We start from the raw sequence: 17020 nt of genomic DNA on the forward strand, positions 1-17020 counted from the left end.
TCACCTCGCGTCACGGCCTCGAATATTTCCGCGCCATCGCAAAGGGCTGGACACTTAGAGACGTGTGCATGCCGTAGGCGAAGACGTGGAGGAGGGTTTGCGCGCGCCGCGCGCTTCGCTTCGTCCCCATTGGCTATTCGCCGCTCGCTATTCGCCCCTCGCCCATCCCTATCGCCGCCTTGACAAAGCGGCGGGCGGTCATGTTTCGTTGTTTCGACAACCGCTTTTTCGTTTCGCACAACAGAACATCTCGGGAGAGGACGCATGTACGACCGCAACGATCCCCGCGCCCGGCTGGCCGCCGCCACGCCGGCCGCCGCCCTGCCCGCCAGTTTCGCCGGCGGCGAATATGGCCGCTTCTACGACGACCCGCCCGGGATCGACGACACCACCGGCAAATCCTGGTTCATCCGCGGGCAGAACTTCGTGCTCGCCTTCACCGAAGCCAAGGCCGGCGCCACCTTCGCGCGCGCAACCCAGGCGGACGAATATGTCGTGCTGGTGCCGGAGCGCGGCCACGACGTCGAGATCCGCGCCGGCGAGGAGGTCAAGCGCGTCACCGGCCCCGCCCTGGTGATCGTGCCGCCGGGCCCGAGCCAGGTAAGGGCGATCGGTGCCGGTCGCATCATCCGCCTCGTCACGGCCAAGGCCGAGGACCTGGTGGCGCTCTGCCCGAACCGCGCCTCCTATGCGGAGCATCGCGGCAACATCCCGCCGTTCCAGCCCTGGCCGGCGCCGCCGGAGGGTTATCGCATCCGCGCCTATTCGCTCGATGTGGCGCCGAAGCCCGGCCGCTTCGGCCGGATCTTCCGCTGCACCACCTTCATGGTGAACATCCTGGATCCGCAGATCGGGCCGCGCGACGTCACCAAGCTGTCGCCGCACCATCACGACGATTTCGAGCAATGTTCGCTGGCGTTGGAAGGCGCCTTCATGCATCACCTGCGCTGGCCCTGGACCACCGACCTGAATGCCTGGCGCGACGACGACCATGCTCATTTCGCCTCGCCTTCGGCGCTGGTCATTCCGCCACCGGCGATCCACACCTCGCGCGGCCTGGAACAGGGCACCAACCAATTGGTCGACATCTTCTCGCCACCGCGCGTCGACTTCTCGCGCCAGGACGGCTGGGTGCTGAACGCCGCCGACTATCCCCACATTCCCGGTGAATAGTGGCGTGATCCGCCCTTCGGGGCGGCTTTCCCCACCGCCCGCAACCGCCTAGGGTCTTTGCATGCCTCGTATCTCAGGAGAATCGAGCGGGAACGGCGTGCAGGCGGTGCTGCTCGCGCTCCAGACGCTCGAGTTCATTGCCCAGGCCCAGCGCGCGGTCGGCGTCACCGAGTTGACGCGCGCCTTCGGCACGACCAAGAGCCGGATCTACCGGCATCTGCAAACGCTGGTTTCGGCCGGCTATCTGATTCAGGAAACCGAGACCGAACGCTATCGCGTATCGGCCCGGCTGATGGCGCTCGGCCAGGCGGTCAGCGAGGGTTACGAACTGGCTGGCGCGGCGCGCAGCATGATGCGGACGCTGCGCGACAAGCTCGGCCATCCCGTGGTCTTGAGCCTGCCGGAGCCGGACGGCGTGCGCATCCTGTCGCTCATTCCCGGCCGGTCCAATATCGAGATCGGCGTCAAGCCGGGCTCGATGCTGGAGTTTCACTCGAGCGCCCAAGGCAAGCTGGCGCTCGCCTTCGACGAGGTCACCTGCCAGCGCGTGCTGCGCTCGACGCTCGCCCAGTCCACGCCGGACACCCTGACCGACCCGGCGGCGCTCAAGGCCGAGATCGACCGGACACGGGCCCGCGGCTGGGCGGTGGCGCCGAATGAAGCGCTGATCGGGCTGAATGCGCTCGCTGCCCCGGTGTTCGATGCGCTCGGCGCCTTTGCCGGCTCGCTCGCCATCGTCGACTCGATCCAGCATATCGGGGCAGAGCCGACGGCCGAGCAGATCGACAGCGTGGTGGAGGCCGCGGCACGGGTGTCGGCCGATCTCGGGTTCCGGGAAGGCCGCGGCAAGGCTTTGCGGAAGGGGGCGTGAGAAGACGTAGGCGCTGATGAATCAACCCTCGCCCTCGGGGCGAGGGTCAACAGGCGGCGGCCCCCCTCGCCCCCTGCTACCCTTCCTTCATCACGTTCCCGATCAGCCGTCCAAGCCGGCCGATCCCCTCGCTGATCGCCTCGTCTCCGGCGAGCGAGAAGCTGAGCCGGATGGTGTTGCGGCCGCTGCCGTCGGCATGGAAGGCGCCGCCCGGTACGAAGGCGACACGCGCGGTCTTGATCGAGCGGGCCAGGAGTTCGGCGCCGTCCATGCCCTCCGGCAAGGTCAGCCAGACGAACATGCCGCCCTCGGGTTTCGACCAGGTCACGCCCGCGGGCATGTGGCGGGCGAGTTCGGCCAGCATGCGGTCGCGGCGGTGGCGATAGGCGGCGCGGATCTTTTCCACCTGGGCCGGAAAGGCGTTTTCGGCGACATGGTGGATCGCCATCTGATTGATGCTCGGACTATGCAGGTCGGCCGCCTGTTTCATCAGCACGAGCTTGGCGATGACCGGCTTGGCCGCGCAGATCCAGCCGACGCGCAGGCCCGGCGCCAGCGTCTTGGAGAAGCTGCCGCAATAGATCGTACGGGTCTTTTCGATGTCGCCATGCCTGGCAATATCGAGCGCCAGGATCGAGGGCACCGGCTCGCCGTCATAACGCAGCGCCTGATAGGCGGAATCCTCGATGACGGCGATGCCGAGTTCGTCGGCGAGGTCGAGCATGCGCTCGCGCGAGGCCCGGTCCATGGTCTCGCCGGTCGGATTGGCGAAATCCGGCGTCAGATAGGCAAGCTTGACCCGCCCGCCGGCCTCGGCCGCGGCGTCGGCATAGGCCTTGGGCGTGACATTGCCGAGGCCCGGGGTCAGCCGGTCGTAACGCGGCTCATAAGCGTTGAAGGCCTGCAGGGCGCCGAGATAGGTCGGCCAGGTGACCAGCGCGGTGTCCCCCGGCGACAGCAGCAGCTTGCCGAGATAGTCCAGGCCCTGCTGCGAGCCGGAGGTGATCATCACATTGTCGATGCCGCAGGGAATGCCGATCGCAGCCATCTGGCCGGCAAGCCACTGGCGCAGCGGCGGAAAGCCCTCGCTGACCGAATATTGGAGCGCGACGCCGGCGACATCCTTGGCCAGCACCGCCTGATAGGCCTCGCGGAAGGCCTCATCCGGGAACAGCGCGGGGTCGGGAATGCCGCCGGCGAACGAGATGATGTCGGGCTGCTCGAGCAGTTTCAGCAGTTCGCGGATTTCCGAAGCGCGCATCCTGTCGGCGCGGCTTGCAAACAAGGCGTCCCAGCCCATGGCATCCTCTTGAGGTTGGTTTGTTGCGCGCACCATGGGCGCGGCGACAGATTATGTCAATAATGCTGACCTAATCAGCATGCCTGCCATTCGGTGGAGGGGTGGGGTGGGCCGCGACACTCTCCGCCGATCGGGCCGGAGCCGTTCTCGGCTGTCGCCGGCAACACAACGTCACCCCCGGCCGAGGCGAAGCCGAGGGGAAGGGGTCCAGGAGTTGCAGGGCTCCACCCCAACACCGCAAAACCAGCTGAACGCATGCGTAGAGAGTGCGGTCATGCGGCCCTGGCCCCCTTCCCCCCGGCTTCGCCTCGGCCGGGGGTGACGTAGAGGTTCCTGCGCTTCCGCTCGCTTCGCTCGGCCCCGGCAAGGCAATTGCTTTGCCTTAGGGATAGCATCGAGGGCGTGCTTGCATCCCCGCACGCGTCGTCTTGCGCATTTGCCGAATGAGCCCGGCAACCCGGCTCTCCCCGCACACTTACCCCTCCTCCCGATTGTACAGCGGTTGAATGGGTCTTGACGCCTCCGATCGGCTGTAGATAATCAATTCACAGAACATCGTTTCGCCTATAAGAACACCCGCGAGGAAACTCCATGCTGACCAGACGCACTCTTTCCGCCGGGATAGCCACGGCCGCGCTTGCGAGCCCCTTCGTCGTGCGCGCCCAAAGCCCGATCCGCATGCGCCTGGCGCATGCCACCGCGGAGATCCACCCCGGCCACGTCACCGCGGTGAAATTCAAGGAAGCGCTGGAAAAGCTGGTTCCGGGCCGGGTCAACGTCCAGATCTTCGGCAACCGCCAGCTCGGCGACGACAAGCAGAACCTGGAATCGACCATCGCCGGCACCACCCAGCTGTGCATGGCGAGCGGCGTGCTGTTTCCGCTGGTCACCGGGCGCACGGCGCTCAACGCCTTCCAGCTGCCCTTCCTGCTCAAGGATTACGCCCATTTCGGCAAGATGGCGGTGAGTGACGTCGGCCAAAAAATCCTCGACGACCTCGCGCCCGCCGGCCTCGTCGGCCTGGAGGTCACCGATATCGGCCAGCGCCACTTCCTCTCGGCCACCCGCCAGGTGAAGAAGGTCGCCGATTTCTCCGGCCTCAAGACCCGCATCGTGCCGGTGCCGCTGCACAAGTCGATCTGGGAAACGGCCGGCACATCGCCGGTCGGCCTGCCCTATGGCGAGGTCTATGGCGCGCTGGAGACCAAGGTCATCGACGCCGTCGAGATCAATGTCTCCTCGATCCTCGGCGAGAACCTCTGGGAGGTCGGCAAGAACCTGACGCTGACCGGCCACTACCCCTGGCACGCGGTCATCGCCGCCAACAAGACCTTCTTCGACAAGCTGCCGGCCGAGATCCAGGCCGCCCTGCGCGAGGCCGGGCGCAGCTCGACCCAGGCCGCCCTGGACTATGCCCGCGACCAGGATCTCTCCGCCCGCGATCTCCTGAAGGCCAAGGGCGTTCAGATCTCCGAGCTCGAGGATCTTGCCGCGATGCGCGAGAAGATGCGGCCGCTGATCGCCCAATATGCCGCGCAGTCGCCGCTGATCGCCGAATTCGTCGAGAAGGCGCAAGCGGCGGCGTGAAGTAAGGGCCCGGCGGGTTGGCGGTTCTCTTAAGAGCTCGTCGCAGGACGCGGCTCGCGCGTGAAGCACTGCCCCTCACCTCTCCCCGGCGGGGAGAGGTCGACCGAAGCGCCAGCGAAGGTCGGGAGAGGGGGCGTGGCGCAAGACGGAAAGTCACCCTGCCAGTCGGGCATCGCCTTGCTTGGAAGCCTGAGTTTCCCCTCTCCCGGCGCTAGCGCGCCGACCTCCCCCGCCGGGGGGAGGTGGAGGCAGGCGGTTCGCGCCTGAACCTTGAAGGAAAGCGGCCGGACCGCCACGCGCCCGGCCCCATCGATCAAAGACCCTGTTTCCGCCCCCGCGACGCCGAGACCTGAGACCATGACACCGCCAGAACCATCCGCCGCGCCGCCGCGGAACGGCTTCGCGCAGCTCTACACCCGGGTCCTCTGGACCTTTGCCGGCCTGTCCATGGCGGCCATCGTCGGCATCATGCTGGTCCAGGTCGCCGCGCGCTACCTGTTCGGCGCCTCGCTGATCTGGGCCGAGGAACTCTGCCGCTACATCCTGATCTGGCAGACCTTCCTGCTCATCGGCATCGCCTATCAACAGGGCGAACTGGTGGCGCTCGACCTGATCGGCACACGCCTTTCGCGCCCCTTGCGCTTCCTGATCCGGCTGATCGTGTCGCTACCGGTCTGCTATTTCCTCTACCTCCTGATCGAGACCGGCCTCGTCCACGCCGGCCGGTTCAAATCCCAGACCATTCCGGCCATCGACTTCATCTGGGGCTCGCTCACCGGCCGGCCCGCCGGGCTGCCGGTCTGGTGGGTCTATGTCTCCGTGCCGGTCGGCTCGGCCATCCTGCTCGCCCATATCGTGGTCGGCCTGGTCGACGAGGTCGTCGCCCTGGCGCGCGGCACGCCTGACGCCTCTTCAGACGCCCCTCGGCCCCCCTCCTCGAACGCCCAGGCATAAGCGATGTTCAGCTTTCTCGGTCTGTTCATGACCTTCCTGCTGCTGGGCGTGCCGATCTCGCTCGCGCTCGGCGTCGGCGGCATGCTCTATCTCGCGCTCACCGACAACTGGTCGCTGGTCGGCGCCCTGCCGCAGCGGATGCTCGCCGGCGTCGACCAGTTCGTGCTCTTGACCATCCCCTTGTTCCTGCTCGCCGGCAACCTGATGAATCTCGGCGGCCTCAGCGACCGGATGATCAAGTTCGCCAATGCCCTGGTCGGCCATATGAAGGGCGGGCTGTCGCTGGTGACCGTACTCGCCAGCATCATGTTCGCCGGCATTTCCGGCAGCGCCATCGCGCAATCCTCGGCGATCGGCTCGCTGATGATCCCGGCCATGGCGCGCCAGGGCATTCCGGCAGCCTATGGCGCGGCGCTTGTCGCGATGAGCGCGGTGATCGACCCGCTGATCCCGCCGAGCATCACCATGATCATCTATGGCGTGCTGTCGGGTGCCTCCATCGGGCAAATGTTCATCGCCGGCATCATTCCCGGCCTGCTGCTCGGCATCGCCCTGCTCGGCTACGCCTATTGGAAGGCCTGGAAATATAACTTCCCGTCCATGCCGCGCGCCGGCTGGGGCGAGCGCGGCCGCGCGCTCATCGCTGCCATCCCGGCGCTGATGCTGCCCGTGATCATCGTCGGCGGCGTCAAGAGCGGCATCTTCACCATGACGGAATCGGCGGCGGTGGCGGTCGGTTACGCCTTCATCGTCGGTGCTCTGCACCGCGAACTGACCTTGAAGCGGCTGTGGGTGGCGCTCTGCACCACCGCCATCACCACGGCCGGCCTCCTGTTCATTCTGGCCATGGCCAGCATCGTCGCCTTCGCGCTGACGGTCGAGGAAGTGCCGACGCGCTTCGCCGAAAGCCTGCTCAGCATCAGCGACAACAAATTCGTCGTGCTGCTCATGCTCAACATCATGCTGCTGCTGCTCGGCAAGTTCCTCGAGCCGATCTCGGTGATGATCGTCACCATGCCGATCCTGATGAAGGTCTGCGCCATGATCGGCATGGACCCCGTGCAGTTCGGCGTGATGGTCACTCTCAACGTGGTCATCGGCATGGTCACCCCGCCGGTCGGCGTCTGCCTCTTCGTGGTCTGCGCCATCGCCGGCAAGTCGGTGCTCGAGGTCAGCCGCGAAGTGCTGCCCATGTTCTTCATCTGCCTCGTGCTGCTGGCCGTGGTCGCCACCATTCCGGCCGTCACGATGGCCTTGCCCCACCTCATGCTCGGCGCCCGCTGAGCATCGATCGAGCCAAGCCATGACCGCAAATCCCATGACAGAACGCCCACACCCCCAGGCCTTCCGCCGGCGCTTCGCCGGCGGCGACCACCTCATCGGCACCTTCATCAAGACGCCGGTGACCCATACGGTCGAGATCATCGGCTCGCTCGGCTTCGATTTCGTCGTCATCGACGAGGAACACGCCCCCTTCGACCGGGTGACCATCGACGGCGCGATCCTGGCGGCGCGGGCGGTCGGCACCGCCGCCCTGGTGCGCGTCGCCGAACCGACGCCGGCCAAGATTCTGTCGGTGCTCGACGACGGCGCCACCGGCATCCTGGTGCCTCATGTCGCCTCGGCCGAAACGGCACGCGCGGTGGTGGCGTCAGCCCGCTATCGCGGGGGAAAACGCGGCTTCTCCAATTCGCCGCGCGCCGGCGGCTACGGCGCCCGGCCGCTCTGGCAGCATGTCGACCAGGCCGACGCGGAGGTCACCGTCATCGGCATGATCGAGGATCCGGAGGCGCTCGACCAGCTCGACGCCATCCTTTCCGTCGACGGCCTCGACGGCGTGTTCATCGGCCGCGGCGACCTCACCGTCGCGCTCGGCGCTAGCGGCCCCGACGCGCCGGAGGTGCAGGAGGCTTGCGCCAGGATCTTCGCCGCCGCCAGGCGGGCCGGCAAGCCGGTCTGCATCATGGTCGGCACCGCCACCGAAGCCGCCGCCTTCCAGGCGCGCGGCGCCTCGGCCTTCATCGTCTCGACCGATCTCGGCTTCCTGCGTGTCGCCGCGAGCAAGGCCTTCGCCGAGGTCGCCGCGCTCAACCCCGCCTGATCCCGCTTTTCATCGCCAACTGGAGGTTCCCGCCATGGCTGCCCCGTCCACCTTGCCCACCATCGTCCCCTGCCCGGCCTTCGCGCCCGCGCGTGCCGCCGAGATCGCGGAGCTGCTGGTCGGCGCCGTCGACCTGCATTGCCACAGCGGCCCGGCCGCCATGCCACGCATCCTCAATCATCACGAGGCGCTGACGGACGCGGCGGAAGCGAAATTCGCGGCCCTGCTCTACAAGGATCACTTCTATCCCGGCATGGCCCATGCCCAGATCCTGGAAGGCCTGTTTCCGGACACCGGGGTGAAGCTGTTCTCGGGCGTCGCCCTCAACAATGCCGTCGGCGGGCTCAACCCCTATGCCGTCGACCATGCCATCAAGCTCGGCGCGAAAATCGTCTGGATGCCGACTTTCGCGGCGGCCAACCACATCAACGCCTATGCGGGCGCGGCCAAGAGCTTTCCCAAGACCGCGCAGAAAATGCTCGATCCGACCGCGCTCAGCGTGCTCGACGCCAACAAGAGGCTGACCGACGATACGCTCCAGATCCTCGACCTGATCGCCGAGGGCGACATCATCCTGGCCGGCGGCCACCTGCATGTCAGCGAATTGTTCGTGCTGTTCGAGGAGGCCCGCAAGCGCGGCGTCAACAGGCTGATGGTCAACCACCCGAGCTATGTCATCGGCTGCAGCGACGACGACATCCGCGGCCTTGTGGCGCTCGGTGCCGCCATGGAGCACTCGATCTGCATGTTTGTCGAAAGCCGCGCCAAGCAGCACGACATCGGCGATCTCGCCCACCTGATCGACGTCGCCGGCGTCGACCACACCATTCTCGGCTCGGATCTCGGCCTGACCCAGGCGCCGCGCCCGGTCGACGGCTTCCGGATGATCGTCGACCAGATGCTCGACCACCAGATCTCGCGGGCGGACATCAAGAAGATCACCTCGACCAATGCTGCGAAGCTTTTGGGCATCGCGGTGAATTGAGGGAAGCACGCCCCCCTCTTCCTAGCGTGCACCATCGGCGCAAAGGCCTTGTCGACCAACCCTCTCCCAGAGGGAGAGGGTGGCGCCGTCAGGCGCCGGGTGAGGGGCGTAAGCTCGAAGGACTGATACCGACCCTCACGCTGCATGCAGCCCTATCCGGAGATGGACGACCCCTCACCCGGCAGCTGACGCTGCCACCCTCTCCCTCTGGGAGAGGGTTGATTCGTCGGTGCTTTCCGCCCTCAAACCGGAGCCTGTCAACCTCGCTCCCCAGGACCTTCCCATGCACGTGCTCATCGTCCATGCCCACCCGGAGCCGGCCTCGTTCAACGGCGCGCTGACGCGGCGCGCGGTCGAGGCTTTGACCCGCACCGGCCATACCGTCACCGTCTCCGACCTCTATGCTGAGGGTTTCGATCCGGTGGCTGGCCGGCACGACTTCACCGAGATGGCCGAAACCGGCCGCTTTCACTACCAGACCGAACAGGCCCATGCGGCGAAGACCGGCACATTTTCGGCCGAACTCGCCCGCGAGCAGGCACGCGTCGCCGAAGCCGACCTGCTGGTGCTGCAATTCCCGCTCTGGTGGGGCAGTCCGCCGGCGATCCTGAAAGGGTGGTGCGAGCGGGTGCTGGCCTATGGCTTCGGTTATGTCGACGGCGCGCGTTTCGACAACGGGCTGTTCCGCGGCAGGCGGGCCCTGATGTCGGTGACGACGGGCGGCACGCCCGAGCGCTTCTCGGCCGGCGGCAGCTATGGCGAGATCGGCCAAGTGCTCTATCCGGTGAAACATCTGCTGCTCGCCTATATGGGCTATGCGGTCGAGGAGCCCTTCGTCGCCTATGCCGCGCCGCGGATAAGCGACGAGGAACGCGCCGGTTATCTCGACGCCTTCGAGCAACGCCTCCTGGCCACCGCGGCCAAGCCGACGGGCCCGCTCGCCAACCTGCATTTGCGCGACGCGGTGAGCGAGTCCGCCTGGACGCGCCAAGGCTAGGCAGACTGGCCCGAGCGTTGCTTGGGGAGAGCCCGATCGTTGCGCCTGATGCGGGAGGTGATCGCCATGCCGTCGCAAGGACTGAGCATCGTGAAGGCCGTGATGGGCTTCTGGTTCGGCGTGCAGCCTGCGCGCGAGCCCACGACCGGCCAGGCCCCGAGCGCCGCCGACCGCGAATGCCTCCGGGAAGAGCGCGACCTCCTGCTGCTGCGCCAGATGCCGCGCTGAGTCTTTCGCCCGCCCGATCAAAGGCTTGCCGGGCCGTGCGGAGGTTCTGATTCAGCGCGCGGGGGCGACATGCATAAACCCTCGCCTGCCTGCGACGGGAGAGGATACTGCGACCTCACGGCCCAGACGCCGCCCCTCACAAGCGAGCCGACATCAGGTTATGATGCCCGACCGCCTTGCCGCCCGAGGTTCGCGCCGTCATGACCCAAGCCGTCCGCACCACGCCCCTGCCCTCAGGCGCTGCTATCCCCGTGCTCGGCCAGGGCACCTGGCACATGGGCGACCGGGCCGGCCGCCGTGCCTCCGAGATTGCCGCGCTCCGGCTCGGCCTCGACCTCGGCATGACGCTGATCGACACGGCGGAAATGTATGGCGAGGGTGCCGCCGAGGTGCTGGTCGGCGAAGCCATCGCCGGGCGCCGCGACGAGGTGTTCCTGGTCAGCAAGGTGTTGCCTCACAACGCCACGCGACGCGGTACGCGGGCCGCCTGCGAGGCGAGCCTGAGGCGGCTCGGCACCGACCGCATCGACCTCTACCTGCTGCACTGGCCGGGCGGCGTGCCGCTCGAAGAGACGATCCAGGGCTTCGAGGACCTCACCGCCGCCGGCCGCATCCTGCATTGGGGCGTCAGCAATTTCGACGTCGAGGACATGCGGGCGCTGGACGAGGCCGCCGGCGGCGACGGGGTTGCAGCCAATCAGGTTCTGTACAATCTCGCCGACCGCGGCATCGAATTCGACCTCCTGCCCTGGTCGCGGCGCCACGGCCTGCCGGTCATGGCCTATTCGCCGATCGAGCAGGGCCGGCTGACCATGCATCCGGTGCTCAAGACGATCGCCGGCCGCCATCCAGGCGCCACTCCGGTTCAGGTGGCGCTCGCCTTCGTTCTGCGCCAGCCGCATGTCTGTGCCATTCCCCAGGCAGGCACCCCGGCCCACGTCGCCGAGAACCGCGCGGCGCTCGACCTGGTCCTGACCGAACAGGACCTCGCCGATCTCGACCGCGCCTTTCCGCCGCCCAGGGCAAAGCGCCAGCTCGCGATGATCTGAGCGTCAGGTCACGCTTTTTTCGAAACACCTGGCGTCGCCGTCCTCCGGTTCGGCCGCGTGCTCGGCGGAGCGATCCGGCAAGACGATCGTCGGCCCCCTCGGCGGTGGCTTGATCGACGGAGTGGCAGCGCCGGTCATACGGCGCATCGGCAAGTGCGCATCGGGCCGCGCGGCCGGAACATCCTGGAAGCGTTGCATGACTGTCTCCTCTCGGGGTTCGACAGCGATTGGGCGTCCGGGCGCATGGGACAGCCTAGCAGGAAAGGCCCCCGCGACGGCCGCGAAAATTGCGCCGCCGCCCATCCGTCCTGGGCTCCGCATGCTTCGGGCATCTTATTCCGATACGCAGGCGGCGGCCAGCTGGACCGGCTGCCCGCGATATTGACGGGTGATGCCAGCGACTTGTGACGGGTGTCGGAGATCCCGATTCAGGCTGAACGAGGCGCCTGGAGGGAATCCTTCGTCAAACCGGCGATTGACAGCCGCGGACCGCCGCGCGACGCCCACAGGGACAATATGGACCAGTTGCGAAAGGCGAGCCCCCTTGATCGATGACGTCGCGCCCTTCGATCCTGCTTTCCAGTCCGAACTCGTCCGGCTGCTCGCCTGGCGTCGCGACGTCCGCCATTTCCGGCCCGAGCCGCTGCCCGCCGGCACGCTCGAGCGGCTGGTCGGGCTTGCCGCGCTGGCGCCATCCGTGGGCCTCAGCCAGCCCTGGCGCTTCGTCAGCGTTGAAACGCCGGCGCGGCGCGCGGCGATCCGCGCCGAATTCGCCCGCTGCAATGCCGAAGCGCTCGCGGCGCAGACCAGCGAGCGCCAGGCCCGCTACGCCCGGCTGAAGCTCGAGGGGCTGGACCAGGCGCCCGATCATCTCGCGGTCTTCGCCGATCCGGCAACCGCCCAGGGCCATGGCCTCGGCCGGCGCACCATGCCCGAGACCATGGCCTATTCGGCGGTCATGGCGGTGCACACCCTGTGGCTCGCCGCCCGCGCCGAGGGCATCGGCCTCGGCTGGGTATCGATCCTGGAGCCGGCGCGGGTCGCCGCCGTGCTGGACGTGCCGGCGGCCTGGCAGTTCATCGGTTATCTCTGTATCGGCTATCCTGCGGAGGACCATGAGGTACCGGAGCTCGAACGCCTCGGCTGGGAACAGCGCCGGCCGCAAGACCTGTTGCGCAAATAGCCCGCCGGCGCATGGTCGGCACCTAAAAAAGCCCCGTCGCAAGACACGACGGGGCAGTCAATGGAGAGTGTCGGGACGACCCGGCCCACGCGCCCACAAGGGACGCAACTGGGGTCGGCCGGGGGTATCCCGTTGATGTAACGCATGAAGCGAGGAAAAGGTTCCGGGGGCGAATGGGGATGAAGCCAAGCTCGCCATGCGCCTAAACCCTCGCCCGCTTGCGGGAGGATGGCGCCGTCAGGCGGCGGGTGAAGGTTTGAAGCGGACCGGACCTGCATTTCCAGGCGCGAATGCACGGTACGGGTGGACGCAGCCATCCTCACCCGGCCGCTCATGGCATCGAGCGAACGCGAGATGCGTTCGCACTCGCCATGCGCGGCCCCTCTCCCACGAGGACGTGGGCGAACGTTTGCGCACGGCGTTTCGCATGATGCCCACTCGCCACTCGCCTCCTAACCGACCGCCTCGCAGCGGAACCCGTCGTCCCAGCGCTTGATGCGGCCGACCGAGGGGGAGGGAAAATGCGCGGTGCAGCAGAGCGTCGCCGTGTCGCAATAGCGCTCGAGAAAGGCGCGCCGCGTGGTCGCGGCTTGAGCCGGGTTGGCGTCGAAACGCATCGACATCGCGGGAAAGCGCGCCTGCAGCGGCGAATGGATGAGGTCCCCCGTCATCACCGCCTCATCGCGGCCACGGCCGAAACGGATGGCCACGTGGCCCGATGTATGACCGGGCGTCGACAGCAGCCGGACATGGTCGCCGATCTCGTGCTCCATTCCGACGAGATCGACCCGGCCGGCTTCCATCACCGGCAGGACGCTGTCACCAAAGGCCGCTACCGGCGACTTGGCGTGGGCCGCCGCCCAGTGCTGATATTCCTGTTCGCCGAAGACATAACGCGCCTTGGGGAAGGTCGGCACCCAGCGGCCATCGTCGAGCCGGGTGTTCCAACCGACATGATCGGCATGCAGATGGGTGCACATGACGACATCGATATCATCGACGCTCAGCCCGGCGGCGGCGAGCCCGCGCATATAGCGGTCATCGGCCTTGTCGTGCCAGATCGGGCGGCCCGGCCTCGGCTTGTGATTGCCGATGCAACTGTCGACCAGGATGGTGTGGTGCGGGGTGCACACGACATAGGACTGGAAGCAGAAGATCAGCATGTCCTCGGCGTCCAGCGCCTTCGGCCGCAGCCAGGACCGGTTCTCCGCCAGCAACTCCGGCGTCAGGCCATCCAGCACCTGCAGCGCCGAAAAGAACGGCACCTCCTGCTCGATGATGCGATGCACGGTCATGTCGGCGAGGCTGAAGCTGGTCGTCATCGGGTGATCCCTGCTGATCCAGGTCGAGATTACACCGCGATGGCGAAACGAGCGTAGCGAATTACGAATGGGAATGAGGAACGGCGCGCGTGGGCCGATACCGATCGCGGCATGCAAGCCGCTCCCCGACCGGCACCGGCAACCACCTCTGGCGGCGCCGGCGAACAGGCTCCGACGGACGGCAAGCCGCCACGCGATATGCGAAAATGGGCCTGGATTGCCGGGATGAGCGAAACCTCGCGGGCGGCAGAGGGGTCGCGCGCTTCCCCTATGCCCCGGCGAGCGCGATGCAGGCGAAACCGACCTTGGCCTCGGTCGGGACGCCGAAGCGCACGGTATGGCGGGCCGGCAGGCCGCCTGGGAAATGTTTCAAATATTCGGCGTTGCAGGCGTCGTAATCGCCGGGATCGGTGATCAGCATGGTCATTTGCACGATCCGCTCGAAACCAGAGCCGGCGTCATGCAGGACCTCGGCGATGACGGCGAGCGCGCCGCGCACCTCCTCGGCCGCGGTAGCGCCGCGATGGATGCCGTTAACCGGGTCATGTGGCGCCGTGCGACCGGAGACGAAGACCAGACCGGCGGCGCGGGTCGCGGCGCTATAGGGCCGCGCCGATCCAGCCGCCGGCTCGCCAATGAAATCGATGGTCATGCGGTCGTCTCCCAAGCGCCTCGCCCGTGCCCCTGTCGGACGCCGGACGTCTCGGCCTGGAAGTCTATGACCCAGATACGGATTGGCAATGTCGGGATTGACAATGTCGACGGCCCTGCCGTGCACCGGCCGGGAGGCGCGGCCCATGCCCTCGCCTCGCCCACCGCTTCGGCTCGTCATGCCATAACGAGGCCGGTCGGCGGCGCGGCGCCCGGCTCAGGCCGCCGCCTGTTCCGGCCGCCACCAGACCAGCGGACCTTCCGGCGTGTGGCCGCGGGCGCTGCGGCCGGTATTGACGGCCGATTCGGTGACGACGCGCGGCGAGCGAATGCCGAGTTCATAATGCTGCACGATGGCCAGCGCGATCGCCCGGCGAATACGCGGTTCGCCGCCCGCACTGCCGAGCTCGCGCGTGGTGGCGTCGAACACCTGTTGCATCTGAGCCAGAATCTCCGGCCCGAAGATGTCGTCGATGTCGAGATCGGCGAGAGCGCTCCGCATGATCGGCTCCTCTTCGATGGCATCCGGCTTCGGGTGGGGCGAAAGCGATCAATCGCGCTACGATCGACATCTAGCAGACAATTGGTGATGCAATGTGACAGTCAGACGTCGGGGGTCAAGCGAGGATGGGGCGGTCCGCGCAGGCACCCACCGGCAGCACGGCCCCGGCTCAGCTCAGTGTAAAGCAGTCGAATCAGGCGCTTCCCGCGCCGCAACAAGAAACGTCAAGGCAATGCCGGCCAACCATACATCACGAGAACGTGACCGTCAGGACTTTCGCTAGGGAATGAAGCGATGCGGGCATGCGCCTGGAAGGTCACCGGCCCGCGTCGCCAGCGCCCATGCCGCCGCGAGGACCGCCAGCGGCCCACCCTCTGAAAGCCCGAGTGGCCGAACCCGGAAAGACATCGAGAAGGTCACTTCGCGACAGCTGACCTTCGTCGACCTTTCCAAGGCATAGGTCGGGGCCTCACTCCCCGTTCGTAACCGGCGTCCCCGATCGACCGCTGGCTACTTTACCACTTCGAGATGGCCATAGATGGCGCCGTAGGAGACGTTCTTGCGGCGATCATCGGCAAGCACGCCGATATCCTCCAGCAGCGCCCGGATCGCGCGCTTCGGGTCGCCGTCGAATTCGGCCAGCACCGCCTCGACATCCTCATCCGTCGGCACATAGGGAACGCCTGGCGGCGACAGGCCGACGTCATAGTCCGAACCGCTTTCATAACCGGTGCCGTCCTCGCGAAACTGGCCTGCCGTCGGCCACTCGCGCTTCTGCTCCTCGGTCGCCGCGAATATCGGTACCACCTGCATCCTGGCTGCCTGAGTCATGGAATCGAATCTCCTGGCCAATGCCTTATGTTCTTGTTATGTTCTATATCGCTTCGAAATGCAAGCATGAATCGGCGAGCTTGCCCGGCCGGCGATCCTGCCTTTGCGCGCGCCTGCCCATCGCCAGCCCCCTTAGCCGACCCGTCGCTTCCGCCTAGAATGCCACCATGGCCGGCAGGGCCGGGACGGACTACGAGACACGCATCCGGGAGCGCGCATCATGCCCAAGCTCAACCGCATCATCGAGACCGCGCTTTATGTCGACGATCTCGAACGGGCTGCCCGATTCTACGAGACGGTCATGCAGCTCCGTCCGCTGCTGAAGACCAAGACGCTGTTCTCCTATGATGTCGGCGGCGCCAATGTCCTGCTGATCTTCCAGCGCGGCGCGTCGCTCCGGACCCAGACCCTCCCCGGCGGCACGATCCCACCCCATGACGGCGCCGGCCCCACCCATATCTGCTTCGCGATCGACCAGGACGCGCTCGCCTGGTGGGAGGCCCGGCTGGCCGGGCACGAGACCCCGATCGAGGGGCGCACGACCTGGGAGCGCGGCGGCCAGAGCCTCTATTTCCGTGATCCCGACGGCCACCTGCTCGAGCTGATGACGCCGGGCAACTGGGCGATCTACTGAGGCGACACGCGCGCGGGCGGCGCGCTGGGACGACCGACCCGAGCCGGCCGATGTCACGCGCACGCGACGGAACCGACACGCCGGACCAAGGCTGCCGCGTGTTCCTGGGCTCATGTCCGCAGCTGCGCGTGGCGGCAGAGCCCGCGCCCGGCCGCGCTGCCGTACCAGGTAAGGTGATCCTGCATGCTAATGTATCACATAATCGTGACCCGAGTACCTCTTGCACACCACAACGGTTGTAGCAGCATTCGAACTCAGCGGTTTGATTGCAGGTGAATCGCCATGCGGGATTGCCCGAGCCAACGCATCCTGACGATCGAAGGCACCGGCAGAAGCGGCCGCATCTACACGGCCGAGGTGAGGCTGGGAACGCTCACCGAGAAGGGCATCGTCCGCATGCTGCAACGGCTGGCCGCCAGCCATCTGACGCCCGACCAGATCATCGCCGCCTCCTTGCCGCAGAACGCCATGGGCTATCGGCCGCTGCTGGAGCCGAAGATTTCCGGTTCGCAGATCACCGTCGGCGTCATGCCGTCCTACGTCGCGACCGTCAGCCCCGGCGAGGGTGAAGACATGGCGCTCCGACCCTCGACCAAGCTACCGGCGCCGCGCCGCTGGTTCTGACCAGCCGCCTGTCCCCGGCCCCTTGATA

19 protein-coding genes are annotated in these 17020 nt (G+C 66.9%); 13 read left to right on the top strand and 6 right to left on the bottom strand.

Annotation, left to right across the window (positions count from 1 at the left end):
- Window positions 1-264: 264 nt before the first annotated feature.
- Window positions 265-1173 (top strand): cupin domain-containing protein, encoded by a 909-nt coding sequence (locus tag AC07WJ_RS19325; protein WP_494936263.1) that lies wholly within the window; start codon window positions 265-267, stop codon window positions 1171-1173.
- A gap of 61 nt (window positions 1174-1234) precedes the next feature.
- On the top strand, window positions 1235-2044 hold the full coding sequence (locus AC07WJ_RS19330) for an IclR family transcriptional regulator (protein ID WP_494936264.1): 810 nt from the start codon (window positions 1235-1237) through the stop codon (window positions 2042-2044).
- Between the two features lie 76 nt (window positions 2045-2120).
- On the opposite strand, the gene AC07WJ_RS19335 is transcribed toward AC07WJ_RS19330, so the two are convergent.
- Window positions 2121-3344 (bottom strand): aminotransferase-like domain-containing protein, encoded by a 1224-nt coding sequence (locus tag AC07WJ_RS19335; RefSeq protein ID WP_494936265.1) that lies wholly within the window; start codon window positions 3342-3344, stop codon window positions 2121-2123.
- 591 nt (window positions 3345-3935) lie between these two features.
- Between AC07WJ_RS19335 and AC07WJ_RS19340 the strand changes: the two genes are divergently transcribed.
- The 8 genes from AC07WJ_RS19340 to AC07WJ_RS19375 all read left to right on the top strand — a co-directional run bounded on the left by AC07WJ_RS19340 (window position 3936) and on the right by AC07WJ_RS19375 (window position 11245).
- Window positions 3936-4931, top strand: coding sequence for a TRAP transporter substrate-binding protein (locus AC07WJ_RS19340; protein ID WP_494936266.1), 996 nt, complete (start codon window positions 3936-3938; stop codon window positions 4929-4931).
- Window positions 4932-5288: 357 nt separating this feature from the next.
- Entirely contained in the window at window positions 5289-5885 is a 597-nt protein-coding gene (locus tag AC07WJ_RS19345; protein ID WP_494936267.1) for a TRAP transporter small permease, read from the top strand.
- Between the two features lie 3 nt (window positions 5886-5888).
- On the top strand, window positions 5889-7169 hold the full coding sequence (locus tag AC07WJ_RS19350) for a TRAP transporter large permease (protein ID WP_494936268.1): 1281 nt from the start codon (window positions 5889-5891) through the stop codon (window positions 7167-7169).
- A 34-nt stretch (window positions 7170-7203) separates the two neighbouring features.
- Window positions 7204-7986: an HpcH/HpaI aldolase family protein gene (locus AC07WJ_RS19355; RefSeq protein ID WP_494936269.1), complete on the top strand. Its 783-nt coding sequence runs from the start codon at window positions 7204-7206 to the stop codon at window positions 7984-7986.
- A gap of 34 nt (window positions 7987-8020) precedes the next feature.
- Entirely contained in the window at window positions 8021-8971 is a 951-nt protein-coding gene (locus AC07WJ_RS19360; RefSeq protein ID WP_494936270.1) for a DUF6282 family protein, read from the top strand.
- Window positions 8972-9254: 283 nt separating this feature from the next.
- Entirely contained in the window at window positions 9255-9968 is a 714-nt protein-coding gene (locus AC07WJ_RS19365; RefSeq protein WP_494936271.1) for an NAD(P)H-dependent oxidoreductase, read from the top strand.
- Between the two features lie 39 nt (window positions 9969-10007).
- A complete protein-coding gene (locus AC07WJ_RS19370) occupies window positions 10008-10196 on the top strand; it encodes a hypothetical protein (protein ID WP_494936272.1) in 189 nt (62 codons plus the stop codon).
- Window positions 10197-10396: 200 nt separating this feature from the next.
- Entirely contained in the window at window positions 10397-11245 is an 849-nt protein-coding gene (locus tag AC07WJ_RS19375) for an aldo/keto reductase (RefSeq protein WP_494936273.1), read from the top strand.
- 3 nt (window positions 11246-11248) lie between these two features.
- Here AC07WJ_RS19375 and AC07WJ_RS19380 read toward each other — a convergent pair whose 3' ends face one another.
- On the bottom strand, window positions 11249-11443 hold the full coding sequence (locus AC07WJ_RS19380) for a hypothetical protein (protein WP_494936274.1): 195 nt from the start codon (window positions 11441-11443) through the stop codon (window positions 11249-11251).
- A 346-nt stretch (window positions 11444-11789) separates the two neighbouring features.
- Between AC07WJ_RS19380 and bluB the strand changes: the two genes are divergently transcribed.
- Window positions 11790-12428 (top strand): 5,6-dimethylbenzimidazole synthase, encoded by a 639-nt coding sequence (gene bluB / locus AC07WJ_RS19385; protein ID WP_494936275.1) that lies wholly within the window; start codon window positions 11790-11792, stop codon window positions 12426-12428.
- A gap of 452 nt (window positions 12429-12880) precedes the next feature.
- Here the strand turns inward: bluB and AC07WJ_RS19390 are convergent, their stop codons facing one another.
- The 4 genes from AC07WJ_RS19390 to AC07WJ_RS19405 all read right to left on the bottom strand — a co-directional run bounded on the left by AC07WJ_RS19390 (window position 12881) and on the right by AC07WJ_RS19405 (window position 15734).
- The gene (locus AC07WJ_RS19390) at window positions 12881-13750 is read right to left on the bottom strand and encodes an MBL fold metallo-hydrolase (protein ID WP_494936276.1); all 870 of its coding nucleotides are present in this window, start codon (window positions 13748-13750) and stop codon (window positions 12881-12883) included.
- A gap of 268 nt (window positions 13751-14018) precedes the next feature.
- Entirely contained in the window at window positions 14019-14402 is a 384-nt protein-coding gene (locus AC07WJ_RS19395; protein ID WP_494936277.1) for a RidA family protein, read from the bottom strand.
- 216 nt (window positions 14403-14618) lie between these two features.
- Window positions 14619-14903, bottom strand: coding sequence for a hypothetical protein (locus tag AC07WJ_RS19400; protein WP_494936278.1), 285 nt, complete (start codon window positions 14901-14903; stop codon window positions 14619-14621).
- Between the two features lie 510 nt (window positions 14904-15413).
- The gene (locus AC07WJ_RS19405) at window positions 15414-15734 is read right to left on the bottom strand and encodes a hypothetical protein (protein ID WP_494936279.1); all 321 of its coding nucleotides are present in this window, start codon (window positions 15732-15734) and stop codon (window positions 15414-15416) included.
- Between the two features lie 220 nt (window positions 15735-15954).
- Between AC07WJ_RS19405 and AC07WJ_RS19410 the strand changes: the two genes are divergently transcribed.
- On the top strand, window positions 15955-16368 hold the full coding sequence (locus AC07WJ_RS19410) for a VOC family protein (RefSeq protein WP_494936280.1): 414 nt from the start codon (window positions 15955-15957) through the stop codon (window positions 16366-16368).
- Between the two features lie 282 nt (window positions 16369-16650).
- A complete protein-coding gene (locus AC07WJ_RS19415; protein WP_494936281.1) occupies window positions 16651-16992 on the top strand; it encodes a hypothetical protein in 342 nt (113 codons plus the stop codon).
- Window positions 16993-17020 lie beyond the last annotated feature (28 nt).

Source organism: Phreatobacter sp. GW821-FHT04C01 (genome assembly GCF_059420385.1).

Excerpts from the sequence above, each read along its gene's own strand:
- AC07WJ_RS19350 (WP_494936268.1), top strand. The coding sequence starts at position 5,889 with ATGTTCAGCTTTCTCGGTCTGTTCATGACCTTCCTGCTGCTGGGCGTG.
- AC07WJ_RS19380 (WP_494936274.1), bottom strand. The coding sequence starts at position 11,443 with ATGCAACGCTTCCAGGATGTTCCGGCCGCGCGGCCCGATGCGCACTTG.
- AC07WJ_RS19335 (WP_494936265.1), bottom strand. The coding sequence starts at position 3,344 with ATGGGCTGGGACGCCTTGTTTGCAAGCCGCGCCGACAGGATGCGCGCT.
- AC07WJ_RS19405 (WP_494936279.1), bottom strand. The coding sequence starts at position 15,734 with ATGACTCAGGCAGCCAGGATGCAGGTGGTACCGATATTCGCGGCGACC.
- AC07WJ_RS19365 (WP_494936271.1), top strand. The coding sequence starts at position 9,255 with ATGCACGTGCTCATCGTCCATGCCCACCCGGAGCCGGCCTCGTTCAAC.
- AC07WJ_RS19330 (WP_494936264.1), top strand. The coding sequence starts at position 1,235 with ATGCCTCGTATCTCAGGAGAATCGAGCGGGAACGGCGTGCAGGCGGTG.
- AC07WJ_RS19395 (WP_494936277.1), bottom strand. The coding sequence starts at position 14,402 with ATGACCATCGATTTCATTGGCGAGCCGGCGGCTGGATCGGCGCGGCCC.
- AC07WJ_RS19415 (WP_494936281.1), top strand. The coding sequence starts at position 16,651 with ATGCGGGATTGCCCGAGCCAACGCATCCTGACGATCGAAGGCACCGGC.
- AC07WJ_RS19345 (WP_494936267.1), top strand. The coding sequence starts at position 5,289 with ATGACACCGCCAGAACCATCCGCCGCGCCGCCGCGGAACGGCTTCGCG.
- AC07WJ_RS19390 (WP_494936276.1), bottom strand. The coding sequence starts at position 13,750 with ATGACGACCAGCTTCAGCCTCGCCGACATGACCGTGCATCGCATCATC.
- AC07WJ_RS19325 (WP_494936263.1), top strand. The coding sequence starts at position 265 with ATGTACGACCGCAACGATCCCCGCGCCCGGCTGGCCGCCGCCACGCCG.
- AC07WJ_RS19340 (WP_494936266.1), top strand. The coding sequence starts at position 3,936 with ATGCTGACCAGACGCACTCTTTCCGCCGGGATAGCCACGGCCGCGCTT.
- AC07WJ_RS19355 (WP_494936269.1), top strand. The coding sequence starts at position 7,204 with ATGACAGAACGCCCACACCCCCAGGCCTTCCGCCGGCGCTTCGCCGGC.
- AC07WJ_RS19360 (WP_494936270.1), top strand. The coding sequence starts at position 8,021 with ATGGCTGCCCCGTCCACCTTGCCCACCATCGTCCCCTGCCCGGCCTTC.
- AC07WJ_RS19410 (WP_494936280.1), top strand. The coding sequence starts at position 15,955 with ATGCCCAAGCTCAACCGCATCATCGAGACCGCGCTTTATGTCGACGAT.
- AC07WJ_RS19400 (WP_494936278.1), bottom strand. The coding sequence starts at position 14,903 with ATGCGGAGCGCTCTCGCCGATCTCGACATCGACGACATCTTCGGGCCG.
- AC07WJ_RS19375 (WP_494936273.1), top strand. The coding sequence starts at position 10,397 with ATGACCCAAGCCGTCCGCACCACGCCCCTGCCCTCAGGCGCTGCTATC.